Raw genomic sequence first — 15,578 nt, 5'->3', positions numbered from 1 at the left:
CCTGATAAGCGTGAGGTCGGTGGTTCGAGTCCACTTAGGCCCACCATATTCCACAGTAGCTCAGTGGTAGAGCTATCGGCTGTTAACCGATCGGTCGTAGGTTCGAGTCCTACCTGTGGAGCCATACTGGCCCGTTGGTCAAGCGGTTAAGACACCGCCCTTTCACGGCGGTAACACGGGTTCGAATCCCGTACGGGTCATCTCAAAAGCAGTTTGCATATGCAAACTGCTTTTTTTGTTTGTAAACAGAGTTTAGACAAAAGAATAAACTCTGTTTTTCGTTTTTCTATGATTTTCTCTTCACAATTTGCATTTCCTATAGCACATCTCTAAACGCTTGTTCTAAATTTCGAAAAAAAACCTACAATAGTAATAACAGAATACTGTTTGTACAAAAGGAGGGGAATGCGTGAAAAAAATTGTTTTGTGGTCCATCGGAGTTTTTCTTGTGTATGCAGCTTGTATATGGGTGTATTTATTTTATATAAGTGACACCTCTATTCCACAATCATTAAAAGGTACCAGCGTGGATCCGGCTACGTTTATGAATGCAAGAGAACTTATGTTAACCGAAAAATATTCAAAGATTAGAGATGCGCTCTTTTTTATCCGAATTCCATATGAGTGGTTAGGGTTTATTTTAATTTTAGTGTTAGGTGTGTCTAAGAAAGTGAATAAGTGGTCTAAAGACGTCAGTCGTTTCAGTCTTCTCCAAACTGCTATTTATGTATTTTGGTTATCTGTTCTGCTGCTGATCTACTCTTTTCCTATGGACTGGATTAGCTATAAGCTTTCAACGGCTTACCATATTACGACGCAACCTTTCCAAGGATGGATGAAAGATCTTTTTACAGATTTTTGGGTGAACTATGCCACGATGTTTTTAGTGATTGCTGTGTTGTATGCATTCATTCGTAAGTTTTCAAAAAGATGGTGGCTGTATGCGTGGCTAGTATCTATTCCATTTACGCTATTTTTGACGTTTATTCAACCAGTGGTTATCGATCCGTTATATAACGATTTTTATCCATTAAAGAATAAAGAGCTGGAGACGAAAATTTTGCATTTAGCAGATGAAGCTCATATACCTGCTAAGCATGTATATGAAGTAAACATGTCTGAAAAAACGAACTCTCTCAATGCATATGTAACGGGAATAGGTTCTAATTCAAGAATTGTGTTATGGGATACTACTCTTAATAAATTGACGGAACGTGAAATTTTGTTTATCATGGCGCACGAAATGGGTCACTATGTGAAGAAACATATTTATGTAGGGATTGCTTCAGCCTTAGTTTTATCGATTGTAGGTTTATGGCTAACGAAACATTTAGCTAGCTTTGTGATTAAGAGATGGGGGAAAGCATTAAAAATCACTTCTCTTAGTGATTTAAATTCATTACCGCTTATTCTACTTATTTTTTCTGTGCTCACATTTGCTGTAAGTCCTTTAACAAATATGCAGTCGCGTCATCATGAACTTCAATCTGACACGTACGCCATGGACTTAACAGGAGATAAACAAGCTGCTATTAAAACATTTCAGGATTTAACAAAATCAGGACTGTCCCAGGTGAATCCGCCGTATTTAGTGAAAATTTTTCGATATGGTCATCCAACAATATTGGAAAGAATTTCATTTGTTGAGAAGTATGAAAGAAATGAATAAGTGATATAAGAAAAAGTAAAGGATATATGAAGCCTTTTATACGTAGGTATTAATAGAAAAGCCTCCTTGCGAGTAGGAAAAAAATTCTAAAAGGAGGTTTCATTTTCGAAAGTACTGTTATATAATAACGTATGTAAAATAAAAACTGTTTTATAACAATAGGGAGGAATAGTTATTTGTGATTGAAAAGATAGCAGTCAAACTTATCAGCGTATATTCACCTCAGCAAAGTCTTACTACATGTCCTTCAACTATTTACTTATTTCATCTACGTTCTTACTAACACTATGGCAAACTGCTAATTTACTTCATCATGAAACAGACATATTCTCACTGCTGCGTTTTATATTTTTATGAATATAGAATTTTAAATTCATTAGGGGGTATAAAGAATGAAAGAGATTCGTGTAAAAAACCTTGAAGAGAACTGGAAAAGCGATGAGCGTTGGAAAGGAATTGAACGTCCATATTCTGCAGAAAAAGTCATTGGACTGAGAGGATCCATTGATATTGAACACACGCTTGCTAGAAGAGGGGCCGAAAAGTTCTGGAACTTATTAAAAACAGAGCCATACGTTCATGCATTAGGAGCTTTAACAGGAAATCAAGCAGTACAACAGGTAAAAGCAGGGTTAAAAGCCATTTATCTCAGTGGATGGCAAGTAGCTGCAGATGCAAACCTTTCAGGAAATATGTATCCTGATCAAAGTCTATATCCAGCAAACAGCGTGCCGCATGTTGTGAAACGAATCAATCAAGCGCTGCAGCGTGCCGATCAAATTCAGCATTTAGAAGGAGAAGGAGATATTGATTACTTTGCTCCAATTGTAGCAGATGCAGAAGCAGGGTTCGGAGGACAGTTGAACGTATTTGAATTAATGAAAGGAATGATTGAGTCAGGAGCATCTGCGGTACACTTCGAAGATCAATTGTCATCTGAGAAAAAGTGTGGTCATCTTGGCGGCAAGGTATTGCTTCCAACTCAGACAGCTGTGAAAAACTTGATTGCTGCTCGTTTAGCTGCTGATGTAATGGGTGTTCCAACACTTCTGATTGCTCGTACCGATGCTGATGCCGCTGATTTAATTACAAGTGATGTTGATCCTGTAGATCGCCAGTTTATTACAGGTGAACGCACCGCTGAAGGGTTTTATCGCACGAGAGCCGGAATCGATCAAGCTATCGCTCGTGGCTTAGCATATGCGCCATATGCTGATCTAGTATGGTGTGAGACGTCTGAACCAAACTTGGAACAGGCACAAAAATTTGCAGATGCTATTCATGAAAAATTCCCAGGTAAAATGCTTGCTTATAACTGTTCACCATCTTTCAACTGGAAGAAAAAATTAGATAAGAAAACGATTGAAAAGTTTCAAAGAGAAATCGCAAAAATGGGCTACAAATTCCAATTTGTTACGCTTGCTGGCTTCCACGCTTTAAATCACAGCATGTTTGAACTGGCACGAGGCTATAAAACAAGAGGAATGGCAGCTTATTCAGAGTTACAAGAAAGAGAGTTTGCTAGTGAAATAAATGGATATACTGCTACAAGACATCAGCGTGAAGTAGGAACGGGTTATTTTGATGAAGTGGCGCAAGTAGTTTCCGGTGGGACTTCCTCTACAACAGCTTTAAAAGGTTCAACAGAAGAAGAGCAGTTTCAGGCGCATAAATAACAAAAAATCTATGAGTGGAACGGTTGTTTACTTCCACTCATAGAAAAAATCCTAACAAAAAAGATTCTTACATCTGTAAGAATCTTTTTTTATGTAGTAAACACGATTTAACAGACAGCTGTTCTTCCTGAGAAGAAAGGTTCTGCCTGTTAAACGTACATATAAATCATTAACATGAATGAACTTCTTGAAATATTAAGTAGATGTTTGAAGTAAGGATTGGTACTGTGCTGATAGCTCATAAAAAGCAGTTTCATCACGTTGATCTAATGCCGTGTTAATGTTTGTTTCTAACAGTTCTTTTTGACGCTTAAAAAGCGATTCATCAATTACCATTTCGATATAAACATCCAACATACTCACAGTATCAATTACTTTTTTCTTGCGAGCGAGGGACTTCATCATTTCCGTGTACGATTTTTCATTGTTCATACCTCATCACCTCTGCACCCTTTTTATTATTATATAGATTAAAAGAAGAAAAAACAACTAATTTTCTAAATTTTTAGATTTTTATTTTTAGAAATGATAAAGTAAGAGGGAAACGCTACTTTCGTTTTTATCGATTGGCTATTTGGTTTAAAAATGAATCCTTGGGGGCGAAGAAATTGAATCATGTAAAAAAGCGTACGGTAACGGTAGAGGATTTGTATGAATTGAAGTCTGTGTATAACCCTCAGATTTCTCCAGATGGAAAAAGTGTAGTTTATACGGTTCGAGAAACGAAAAAAATAGAAAACGGTTATGAGACGCAGCTGTTTATGTTAGATCTTGAAACAAAAAAAACAAAGCAATTGACGTATTATAAAGGAAATAATCACTCTCCTGCATGGTCTCCTGACGGCAGGTGGATTGCTTTTTTATCAGATCGCAGTCAAACCGTTCAGCTCTATCTATTAGCAGCGACAGGCGGGGAAGCAGAAGCACTCACAGATTGTGAAAAAGGCGTTAGTAATCCCGTATGGTCTCCTTATAGTGACGAAATTATGTTTTCTACAAAAGTGGAAGAAAAAGCTGTAAGAGTTGAACAAAATCATGAGCATCCTCAGCCATACGAAGTGGAACGTTTGTTGTATAAATCCGATGCTAGCGGCTATTTAAAAGGTGAATATACGCAAGTTGCGGTCGTTAAACTTAAAAATAAAGAAGTGACGTTTTTAACGGATGGACCTTATCATCACTCTGTAGGATGCTGGGCCCCTGATGCAAATTCAATTGTATTTTGCAGCAGCCGAGGAGAGAATCCGGATTTATCGTTAACCATGGACGTGTTTATTTTGCATCGTGATACTAAAAAGTTAACATCTATTACAGCAGAAACAGGATATTTTCATCAAGTTTCGTGGTCACCAGATGGGTCATACATAGCTTACATTGGAAATGAACGTACATACGGATCGGCTTCAATGAATGACATATATATTTATCAGGTCTCCAATCAAAAAACAGCTTGTATCACTGCAGGTATAGACTTAGAAATAGGAGATATGGTAGCAGGAGATTTTCACTTTGGAAGAACCGCAGCGGGAATTATGTGGAGCAGTAAGGAAGAATTTTATTTTGTCGTAAGTGAAAAGGGTTCTGTAGGCATATATAAAGGAAATGTAAATGGAAAGTTAGACTCTGTGCTTATGGATAATGCTCACGTATACGGGGTATCTGTTCTTCCCAACGGTGAGGAAGCTATCGTAGCAATCAGCACATTTACACATCCCGGAGATCTTTATTCTCTAAATTTAAAAACAGAGGAACTAGTGAAGCTGACAAACGTTAATGACTTATTTTTAAAGCATGTGCAGCTCACAGAAGCAGAATCTTTTTACGCGACTGCCACGGACGGTATACATATCCACAGTTGGGTCGTAAAAGCGGCTGCTGCCAACGATGTATCTCCAACCATTTTAGAAATTCACGGAGGTCCGCATCTTATGTATGGTCATACATTTATGTTTGAATTTCAAGTGCTTGCATCAAAAGGGTTCAATATCCTCTTTTCTAATCCAAGAGGCGGAAGAGGATATGGTCAAGCCTTTACAGATGCCGTTCGAGGAGATTACGGAGGCATGGATTATATGGATTTGATGGCAGTAACCGACGAAGCAATTAACCGCTACTCTTATATTAATGAAGATAAACTTGGCGTAACAGGAGGAAGCTACGGAGGATTTATGACAAACTGGATTGTAGGAAGTACAAATCGGTTTAAAGCAGCGGTGACGCAACGGTCTATTTCAAATTGGACGAGTTTTTACGGCGTTAGTGATATTGGCTATTATTTTACCGAATGGGAATTGAAAGCTGATATTTATGAGAATCCGGAAAAACTTTGGAACCACTCGCCGCTTCGTTTAGCGGAGAACGTGAAAACACCGCTGTTAATCTTGCATAGCGAACAGGATTATAGATGTCCAATTGAACAAGCCGAACAGCTTTATGTGGCACTAAAAAGAAAAGATAAAGAAGTAGAATTTATTCGTTTTCCTCAGTCTAACCATGAACTTTCTAGAAGCGGTAAGCCTAATTTACGAACGGCGAGACTAAAATATTTAACCAGCTGGTTTAAACGTTATTTGCAGCAGTCTAAGTAAAAGCACATGTTGTTCTAGAGGTTCTGTTCGTGTAAGTAAGGGCTGGCTATATGGCAAGCGCAACAGGGCAGGAAAGATAAAACGCTGTAAAACTTTTGTTTGGTAAAGGAAAGTAGTACAATAAGTGAAAAGTAGCACAGTTGTTTAAATAAGGAGAACATTCGATGGATTTTGAAACATTAAAGCATTATTTGACATTAGACGGCGTCCTCGAGTTATTAAAACAATATCAATCATTTGGGATCATTCCCGGACTGCTGTTGCCTATTTTAGAAGCGTTTATCCCTATCTTGCCGCTTTTTGCGTTTGTAATGGCTAATGCTGCTGCCTTTGGCTTATGGTTAGGCTTTTTAATTTCATGGATCGGGAGCTGCGTTGGATCACTGCTTGTCTTTTTGATTTTTAGAAAATACGGACAGGCGAGGTTTTTACATTTTATCAGCCGCCATGCGCAAATTCGAAAGATTATGATTTGGGTGGAAAGACACGGTTTTGGACCGCTGTTTATTATGCTTTGTTTCCCTTTTACGCCGTCTTCAGCGATTAATGTAGTAGCTGGACTATCACGTGTCAGTATGGCTCAGTTTATGCTTGCTGTATTAGCGGGTAAAATGGTCATGATATTTATGATGAGCTTTATTGGGGCCGATTTTGTTTCATTTGTGAAACAGCCTTTAAAAGCAGTACTTGTTTTAGTGATCATTTTTGTCCTATGGCTTGTTGGAAAGCAAATTGAACGAAGATTAAATGAAAAATCTAAAGTGAAACAGTATGACAAATAGTTTGTTTATATATAACAAATAGTGATGAAAGACTGCTTTTTAATAGGCAGTCTTTTGTTATACATGCAGCCAAAAAGGGTATCGTAAACTATAGAGAAGCCTTTTCTTATAGGAATACAGCAGCATTTTTGAAAGGATCTTAAAATTTTTCTTAAAGAAGTTATTTGTCTGTTTATTCGGTTGGAAGAACAATGCACATACAGAGTATCTGTCTAGTAATGAACAAGTTTTTTGTTTATCAATTGTGAAAAATATGCTAAAATAAAAGAAAAAACTGGGAATAAATTAGACGTCTATTCCTAGTTGCACCTAAGTAATGAACCCTTTGTTTTCTAGAGATATACATGTTTTTTCTCAACATGTATTATCACCTCATGTATTTCAAAACGTTTTCTTAAAAATTATATGAATGATTTTTGAGCTTGACTACTAAGATGTAAGTAGAGGGATCATTACTAGAAAAGCACCGAATGATCATTAAGACGTGCTTGGCGTCGTTTTGAGGAGGGGAATGCGCTACTAAGATTCAAGCGACTTGCTGATTAATCGTTGTTAGTAAGCGTCTTATAGCGCGGGTGACATGAGATTAAAAGATAAAGTGGCAATTATTACGGGTGCAGCAAATGGGTTAGGGTTCGAAGCTTCTCGAATTTTCGCACAAGAGGGTGCAAAGGTCGCTATGGTTGACTACGATGCAAAAGTAGGAGAAGAACGAGCAGCTCAGCTAAAAGAAGAAGGCGGAGATGTAGCATTCTTTCAAGTAAACGTAGCGGATCGAGACAGTGTAGATGCAATGGTAGAAGAAGTCGTGAAACGCTTCTCTAAAATAGATATTTTAATTAATAATGCAGGTATTACCAGAGATGGAATGCTAACTAAATTATCAGTTGAAAATTTTCAAGCGGTCATTAACGTAAACCTTACAGGCGTTTTTCACTGTACGCAAGCCGTTGTACCGCATATGATTGCTCAAGGTAAAGGGAAAATTATCAGCACATCTTCGGTATCCGGCGTATATGGAAATGTTGGTCAAACAAACTATGCGGCGACAAAAGCCGGCGTAGTGGGAATGACAAAAACATGGGCTAAAGAGCTTGGGCGAAAAGGAATTAATGTAAACGCTGTAGCTCCCGGGTTTATTGAGACGGATATGGTGAAGGCGATGCCGGACAAAATCATTGATCAAATGAAATCTACTATTCCTTTACAAAGGTTAGGTCAGCCTTCTGACATTGGTTATGCTTATCTTTATTTAGCCTCTGATGAGTCCAACTATATTAACGGCACAACACTGCATGTAGATGGTGGAATCATGATGTAAACGTAGAAAATAACTCGCTTTTCTAAAACTTTTTAGTGGTCATTTGGCTACTGAAAAGTTTTTTTGTTGCATCCAGCATTTCACATATGTGCAAAGTGGAATTTTGTCTGCAAGTTCAGTAAAATAATAAGGAGAGAGATAGAGAGATTTAGCTGATTATCACTATAAAATTTTGACGACTGCGTCACGTGTTTGCGTGGCGTTTATCCATTTTGCACTTAAACAACTAAAAATATAGAGAAGAAAAATGAAGGGGTGAAAACGTGGGGCTACAGTTTTTATTAGGACGTTCAGGAAGCGGGAAAACGGAATATCTTTTAAATAGCATGCGCCAAGAGCTGTTAAATGCTCCGCTTGGGCATCCACTTATTTATATTGTACCTGAACAGATGACGTTTCAGTCGGAGTATGCGCTTGTTCAAACACCTGGGTTAGAAGGAATGATGCGTGCTCAAGTTTATAGTTTTACACGTCTTGCGTGGCGTATCCTGCAAGAAGTCGGAGGTATTAGCCGCTATCATGTGGATCAAACAGGTATTCATATGATGCTTAAAAAAATTATCGAGCATCAAAAAAAAGAGCTTCGATTGTTTGCGAATTCTTCAGAACAAGCAGGGTTTATTGAAGAACTAGAAAAAATGGTTAAAGAATTTAAACAGTACACGGTAGATGCACCGTCTCTCGAAGAGATGAAGCAAAAACTTCAAGCAGAAGATGAGAAAGTCCTTGCTGATAAATTACATGATTTACATCTCATTTACGGAGAATTAGAAAAACAGCTGATGACAAAATATGTAGATGGAGAAGATTATTTGAAGCTGTTGAGCGAAAAAGTAGTCTCTTCTGCGTACCTTGCTCAAGCAACGATTTATGTAGATGGATTTCATCACTATACTCCTCAAGAATTAACGGTATTAGTAGAGCTGATGAAAGTTTGTAGAGAAGTGAAAATAGCGGTTACTTCTGATTATTCATATCAAGATTTTATTCCAAATGACCTGCACTTGTTTCGATTAACGAGCGAAACGTATCAAGAAATAATGGGCCTGGCGGCTGAAAACGGGATAGAGATTAAAGAGCCAAACGTATTTAATGAACAAAAAAGGCATCAAAACAGTCCAGAGCTTGCCTATTTAGAACGATATTATGATGAACGGCCAACGCCGGAATTTCAGTCAGAGCCCGAGCACATTCAGCTGCTGCCTGCTGTTAGCCGAAGAGCAGAGGTAGAAGGGATTGCAAGAGAAGTGCTGTCGCTTGTGCGCGATCACGGCTATCGCTATCGTGATATTGCCTTGATTGTTAGAAATGCAGAAGACTATCATGACTTGCTTCAAACCATTTTTCGAGATTATGAAATTCCGTACTTTATTGACCAAAAGCGAGCGATGTTTCACCATCCACTCGTTGAATTTATTCGCTCAGTCTTAGAGGTGGTAAGCGGGTCATGGCGATACGAAACCATCTTTCGGGCAGTGAAAACAGACCTTTTATTTCCTTTGTCATCTGATGTGCACCAGCTTCGCGAAGAGATGGATGAATTAGAAAATTACGTACTTGCTTACGGTATTCAAGGATCTAAGTGGACGAGTAAGGAGCCATTTACCTACAGAAAATATCGTTCGCTTGAAGACATGAACCTTGGGAAAACGGACGAAGAGCTTGCTTTTGAGCAAAAAATAAATGAATTAAAAAATATGATTGTTCCTCCTATTTATTCGCTTCAGAAAAAATTAAAACAAGCGAAAATAGGAAAAGAAAAAGCAGAAGCACTCTATCGTTTTTTAACGAACTTAGATATTCCACAAAAGATAGAAGCGCTGCGCAATAGATGTGAAGAAGAAGGTAAGCTTCAAGAAGCAAGAGAGCACGAGCAGGTATGGAAAGCAATTCTTCACTTATTTGATCAGTTTGTTGAAATGATGGGAGAAGAGAAAGTATCGATTTCTTTGTTCGCGGATCTATTTGAGATAGGGCTTGACAGCATGCAGTTTGCACTTGTTCCGCCTGCACTGGATCAAGTGGTTGTGGCAAGTTTTGAGCGTTCGCGTTTATCCGATATCAAAGCAAGCTTTGTGCTAGGCGTAAATGACGGTGTGATTCCAGCTAAACCAAAAAGCGGTGGTCTGTTATCTGAGAAAGAGAGAGAGCAGCTGCTTGAATCAGGCTTATTACTTGCGCCAACTGGAAGGCAAAAGCTGTTTGACGAACAATTTCTCATTTATTTAGCACTTTCCAGCTCTTCTGAAAAACTTTATGTTTCGTATCCTCTTGCCAATGAGGAAGGGAAGACTCTGCTGCCTTCACTCGTTATTAATCGATTAAAAGAGCTATTTCCGCTCCTGCAGGAAAAGCTGTTAATGACGGAGCCTACGGATTTAGAAGAAGAAAAGCAAGTTGATTATATAACAAATCCCTTAACGAGCATCGCGCATTTAGCCAGCCAGCTGCAAGGGTGGAAACGCCATTATCCGATGAGTTCCTCTTGGTGGGATGTATATAATTTTTATGTAGAAAATTCAGATTGGAACTCATATAGCGAGAAAGTACTAAGCAGTTTATTTTATAAAAACGAAGCAAAAAGGTTAACAAAGAAAACGAGTCAGCGTCTGTATGGAAAGCATATTCAAGCAAGCGTATCGAGAATGGAGAAATTTGAAGCCTGTCCGTACGCTCATTTTGCTTCTCACGGGCTTAAGCTTAAAGAACGAAAAGTTTTCAAATTAGCAGCTCCTGACATAGGCGAGTTATTTCACGCGGCGCTGAAGATGATTTCAGACGAGCTACGGGGCGGTCAAAAAGAATGGAAGAACTTAACGAGAAAAGACTGTCAGCAGCTTTCTACGGCTGCGGTGCACGAACTTGCTCCGCGCTTACAAAATGAAATTTTATTGAGCTCTAATCGCCACCACTATTTAACACATAAGCTGCAGCAAATTATTGAACGTGCGTCGCTTGTGTTAAGTGAGCACGCTAAGGTGAGCGGGTTTGTTCCTGTTGGATTGGAATTAGGGTTTGGTCCTAGCGCGGAGCTGCCTTCTATGCAGTTTACACTGCCAAATGGCCATACGATGGAACTTGTTGGCCGAATTGACAGAGTGGATAAAGCGGAAAGCTCCAAAGGACTTTTACTGCGTATTGTCGACTATAAATCAAGCGATAAAGCATTAAACTTAGTGGAAGTGTACTATGGTTTATCTCTTCAAATTTTAGCTTATTTAGACATAGTCGTGACGTATGCTGAACAGCTTCTTCATGATAATAGAGGAGCATTGCCTGCTGGCGTTCTTTATTTCCACGTTCATAATCCAATGATCAACAGTACTAAAGCATTACAACCCGATCAAATTGAAGCCGAAATCTTCAAGAAGTTTAAAATGAAAGGACTGCTTTTAGGGGACGAGGAAGCAGTCCGATTAATGGACGAAACGTTAGAATCAGGGCACTCACAGGTTATATCGGCGGGTATTAAAAAGACAGGGGGCTTTTATTCCAATTCTTCGGTTGCGAGCGAAGAAGATTTTACACATCTCCGTCAGTATGTGCGAGGTAAGTTTGTAGAGGCAGGTACTGAGATTACAAATGGAAAAATTGATATTTCGCCTTATAAGCTAAAAGATAAAACACCATGTGCGTTTTGTGAATACCGCTCAATCTGTCAGTTCGATGAATCAATGGAAAACAACGAATATCGTCAGCTTAGTACAGAGAGTCAAAATGTTATTTTAGATAAAATTCGAGAGGAGGCCAAACGAGATGAGTGAAGATATACACGTAAAACCGGCCGACTCCCAGTGGACGGATGATCAGTGGAACGCCATTGTTTCATCCGGTCAAGATATATTAGTAGCCGCGGCGGCTGGCTCAGGAAAAACAGCGGTTTTAGTCGAACGTATTATTAAAAAGATTACGATGGGCGAGGAACCAATTGATGTTGATAGATTACTAGTTGCTACGTTTACAAATGCTTCTGCAGCCGAAATGAGAAATCGAATTGGAGAAGCATTGGAAAAAGAGTTAAAAAAGAATCCATCTTCTTTACACTTGCGCAGACAGCTTAATTTATTAAACCGTGCGTCGATTTCTACGCTCCATTCTTTTTGTTTAGAAGTCATTCGAACGTATTATTATTTGATCGATGTAGACCCTGGTTTTCGGATTGCAGATGATACGGAAGCGGATCTTCTGCGTGAAGAAGTATTAGAAGAATTGTTTGAAGAGCAGTACAGTATTGAACAGAACGAGCGATTCTTTGATTTAATTGATCGTTATACAAGCGACAGAAATGACTTAGATATTCAGCTTATGGTAAGAAAGCTATATGACTTTGCACGATCTAATCCCGACCCAAACGGCTGGCTTAAAATGATTGTGAGTCAATATGATGTCACAGAGGACTCTTCTATTGATTCACTTCCGTTTCTGTCTTTTCTTTTACAAGAAGTAACAACGCAGCTCGTGGGCATTGAGTCGATTTTAAAACAGGGCTTAGAGCTAACAAAGCTGCCGGGAGGGCCTGCTCCTCGCGCCGTTAATGCAGAGGAAGACCTGGCTCAAATTCATCGGCTGCTCAGCGCTTCTAAGCATTCTTTTGCTGATTTGCATGAGGAAATGCAGAATTTGAATTTTACTCGTTTAAAGCCATGTAAAGGAGATGCGTACGACTCGCAGCTTTTAGATGATTTTGGAGAGCTTCGCAAAAAAGCGAAAACAAGCCTTGAAAAGCTTCATGCTGATTTGTTTTCTAGGCCTTTGCACGGCTACATGGCTGATTTTGAAAAAATGAAGCCCGTTATTGAAACGCTAATCTTTTTAGTTCAGCGCTTCGGTGAACGATATGAACACATCAAAAAAGAGAAAGGGTTAGTGGACTTTTCTGATTTAGAGCATTATTGCCTGCAAATCTTGAGTGTAAAAGAAGACGGGGTGCTTAAGCCTTCGTCCATTGCTCAAAAATATCGCACTCAGTTTGAAGAGGTGCTTGTTGACGAATATCAAGATACAAATATGGTTCAAGAAACACTGATTAAATTAGTGACGAGAGATAGTGAAGAACAAGGGAATTTATTTATGGTTGGAGATGTAAAACAATCCATTTACCGCTTTCGTTTAGCGGAGCCATTTTTGTTTTTGACGAAGTACAAGCGATTTACGCAAGATGGACGACAATTTGGAAAACGTATTGACTTAAATAAAAACTTCCGAAGTCGTTCTCAAGTGCTTGACGCCACAAACTTTATTTTTAACCAGCTGATGGATGAAGAAGTAGGAGAAATTGCATATGACGATGATGCTTCTTTAAAATTAGGAGCATCGTATCCAAAAGTGGAAGGAATGGAAACGGAGCTTCTGCTGATTGCAAAAGAAAATGCAGAAGAAGGAGCGGAAGAAGAATCGGATTCTTCTCTCGTCGCGTTTTCAGAAGCAGAGCTTGAAACGGCTCAGTTAGAGGCAAGAGCAATGGCGCGCAAAATCAAAGAACTCGTTCAAAACCGTTTTCAAATATATGATCGCAAGCTCGATATCATGAGAAACGTAACGTATCGTGACTTTGTTATTTTGCTTCGTTCCATGCCTTGGGCTGCGCAGATTATGGATGAATTTAAACAAGAAGGCGTGCCGATTTATGCCGATTTATCAACAGGCTATTTTGATGCTACTGAAGTAATGATTATGATGTCTTTATTAAAAGTAGTAGATAACCCGCATCAAGACATTCCGTTAGCTTCTGTTCTTCGCTCACCGGTAGTAGGGCTTTCAGATGAAGAGTTGGCTACACTGAGAGCAGAGCAAAAGAAAGGAACGTATTATGATGCGTTAAAAACGTACTTAGCGGTTTCAGATGATGAAGAACTTCGCGATAAAGTGAAATATTTCTATGAGCAGTTAAAAGCATGGAGAACACAAGCTAGACAAAGCTCTTTGTCAGAACTAGTATGGCAAATTTACCGCGACACGGGTTTCTTTGAATTTGTTGGCGGACTTCCTGGCGGGAAACAGCGTCAAGCCAATTTACGTGCTCTTTACGATCGCGCTCGCCAGTATGAGGCGACTTCATTTAGAGGTCTGTTCCGCTTTTTACGCTTTATTGAACGGATGCAGGATCGAGGGAACGATTTAGGAGCTGCTCGAGCGCTGGGAGAACAAGAAGATGTGGTGCGTTTGATGACGATCCACAGCAGTAAAGGTCTTGAATTTCCTGTTGTTTTCGTAGCTGGTCTTGCTCGTCAGTTTAACTTAATGGACTTGAATAAAGCTTATTTACTCGATAAAGAACTAGGTTTTGGATCTAAATATATTGATCCGAAACTGCGTATTACGTACCCGACTCTTCTTCAGCAGACCATGAAGAAAAAAATGAAAAAAGAAAGCATGGCAGAGGAAATGCGGGTATTATACGTAGCTTTGACGCGTGCGAAAGAAAAACTTATTTTAGTTGGAACAGTAAAAGACGCATCAGAAAAGCTCAGACAATGGAGCTCCGTTATGGGACACGAAGATTGGACGCTTCCAGCTCACGTGAGAAGAGATGCAAAATGTTATTTAGACTGGATTGGACCTTCTTTAATTCGTCACAAAAATGTTAGTCATATGGTTGAAGGAGAGGTCCAGCCGGCCGAGATGATTTATCAGCATGCTTCAAGCTGGAAGCTTTCAACGTTATTAGCAGGTGATTTAGCCGAACAGCCTCTTGAAGAGCAGCAGCATCATGAAGAGCTTTTGAACGCTCTTCAAAAGCATGAGCCAGTTACAGAATCCAGCGATTATAAAGAGGAAGTGTATAGACGCTTAAATTGGTCTTATGATTATCGTGTAGCTTCCGTTCATCGTTCAAAGCAATCTGTTTCTGAACTAAAAAGGCAGCAGCAGCTGACGGATGCAGGTGCAAGCAGTGATCTTGTTCGGGGAGCTAAAGCACCTCTTGAAAACCGTCCGCTGTTTCTTCAAGAGAAATCTCTCACAGGAGCTGAAAGAGGAACAGCTACACATGCCGTTATGCAGCAGCTTCCATTAAATAAAGCTTATACCCTCGAAATGGTTCAAGACTTTATTCAATCAATGGTTACCAAAGAATTGTTGACGCAACAGCAAGCGGATGCCGTTGATGCAAATGATGTAGCAGACTTTTTAGACAGTGACATTGCACAAGATATTCGAACGGCTCGCACGGTTTATAGAGAGATGCCTTTTAGTTTAGGTGTCTCCGCTAAAGAAATCTATGATCATTGGGAGCAGGAAGACGAAACGATTTTAGTACAAGGTATTATTGATTGTTTATATGAAACGGAAGAAGGCCTCGTTTTACTTGATTTTAAAACAGATAATATTTCGGATCGTTTTCAAGGGGATTTTGAACGAGCAAAACCATTTCTAATTGAAAGATACCGCATTCAGTTAGAGCTTTACGCAAAGGCCATTGAGCGGATTGTGAAACAACCTGTTCAGCATCGCTATCTTTACTTTTTAGATGGTGGACATGCTGTTGAAATATAAGAAAAGAAGAAGGCGATGGTCTTCTTCTTTTTCACCAATAAGGAGAGA

8 protein-coding genes and 2 tRNA genes are annotated in these 15,578 nt (G+C 39.2%); 9 read left to right on the top strand and 1 reads right to left on the bottom strand.

Going from position 1 to position 15,578, the window contains the following annotated elements:
• Positions 1-49: 49 nt before the first annotated feature.
• The 4 genes from ACH6EI_RS21335 (at position 50) to aceA (ending at position 3,345) form a co-directional block, all read left to right on the top strand.
• Positions 50-124: transfer RNA gene (locus tag ACH6EI_RS21335), tRNA-Asn, on the top strand.
• Between the two features lie 4 nt (positions 125-128).
• Positions 129-200, top strand: a tRNA-Glu gene (locus ACH6EI_RS21330).
• 209 nt (positions 201-409) lie between these two features.
• Entirely contained in the window at positions 410-1,669 is a 1,260-nt protein-coding gene (locus tag ACH6EI_RS21325) for a M48 family metallopeptidase (RefSeq protein ID WP_033578011.1), read from the top strand.
• Between the two features lie 392 nt (positions 1,670-2,061).
• On the top strand, positions 2,062-3,345 hold the full coding sequence (gene aceA / locus ACH6EI_RS21320) for an isocitrate lyase (protein ID WP_028412422.1): 1,284 nt from the start codon (positions 2,062-2,064) through the stop codon (positions 3,343-3,345).
• A gap of 195 nt (positions 3,346-3,540) precedes the next feature.
• On the opposite strand, the gene ACH6EI_RS21315 is transcribed toward aceA, so the two are convergent.
• On the bottom strand, positions 3,541-3,777 hold the full coding sequence (locus ACH6EI_RS21315; protein WP_028412421.1) for an IDEAL domain-containing protein: 237 nt from the start codon (positions 3,775-3,777) through the stop codon (positions 3,541-3,543).
• A 176-nt stretch (positions 3,778-3,953) separates the two neighbouring features.
• Between ACH6EI_RS21315 and ACH6EI_RS21310 the strand changes: the two genes are divergently transcribed.
• The 5 genes from ACH6EI_RS21310 to addA all read left to right on the top strand — a co-directional run bounded on the left by ACH6EI_RS21310 (position 3,954) and on the right by addA (position 15,530).
• Entirely contained in the window at positions 3,954-5,933 is a 1,980-nt protein-coding gene (locus tag ACH6EI_RS21310; protein WP_108674388.1) for a S9 family peptidase, read from the top strand.
• 164 nt (positions 5,934-6,097) lie between these two features.
• A complete protein-coding gene (locus tag ACH6EI_RS21305) occupies positions 6,098-6,715 on the top strand; it encodes a TVP38/TMEM64 family protein (protein WP_028412419.1) in 618 nt (205 codons plus the stop codon).
• Between the two features lie 580 nt (positions 6,716-7,295).
• The gene (gene fabG / locus ACH6EI_RS21300; protein ID WP_014461644.1) at positions 7,296-8,036 is read left to right on the top strand and encodes a 3-oxoacyl-ACP reductase FabG; all 741 of its coding nucleotides are present in this window, start codon (positions 7,296-7,298) and stop codon (positions 8,034-8,036) included.
• A 263-nt stretch (positions 8,037-8,299) separates the two neighbouring features.
• A complete protein-coding gene (gene addB / locus ACH6EI_RS21295) occupies positions 8,300-11,800 on the top strand; it encodes a helicase-exonuclease AddAB subunit AddB (RefSeq protein ID WP_028412418.1) in 3,501 nt (1,166 codons plus the stop codon).
• Positions 11,793-15,530: a helicase-exonuclease AddAB subunit AddA gene (gene addA, locus ACH6EI_RS21290; protein ID WP_028412417.1), complete on the top strand. Its 3,738-nt coding sequence runs from the start codon at positions 11,793-11,795 to the stop codon at positions 15,528-15,530. Before addB ends, addA begins: the two co-directional genes overlap by 8 nt.
• Positions 15,531-15,578 lie beyond the last annotated feature (48 nt).

This window comes from Priestia sp. JSM ZJ58, assembly GCF_044383985.1.
Taxonomy (GTDB): Bacteria; Bacillota; Bacilli; order Bacillales; family Bacillaceae_H; genus Priestia; species Priestia zanthoxyli.
This window is presented reverse-complemented; position numbering and strand designations above follow the sequence as displayed.

What these genes read in the sequence shown, in the direction of transcription:
- fabG (WP_014461644.1), top strand. Translation starts at nt 7,296, where the DNA reads ATGAGATTAAAAGATAAAGTGGCAATTATTACGGGTGCAGCAAATGGG.
- ACH6EI_RS21315 (WP_028412421.1), bottom strand. Translation starts at nt 3,777, where the DNA reads ATGAACAATGAAAAATCGTACACGGAAATGATGAAGTCCCTCGCTCGC.
- ACH6EI_RS21305 (WP_028412419.1), top strand. Translation starts at nt 6,098, where the DNA reads ATGGATTTTGAAACATTAAAGCATTATTTGACATTAGACGGCGTCCTC.
- addA (WP_028412417.1), top strand. Translation starts at nt 11,793, where the DNA reads ATGAGTGAAGATATACACGTAAAACCGGCCGACTCCCAGTGGACGGAT.
- aceA (WP_028412422.1), top strand. Translation starts at nt 2,062, where the DNA reads ATGAAAGAGATTCGTGTAAAAAACCTTGAAGAGAACTGGAAAAGCGAT.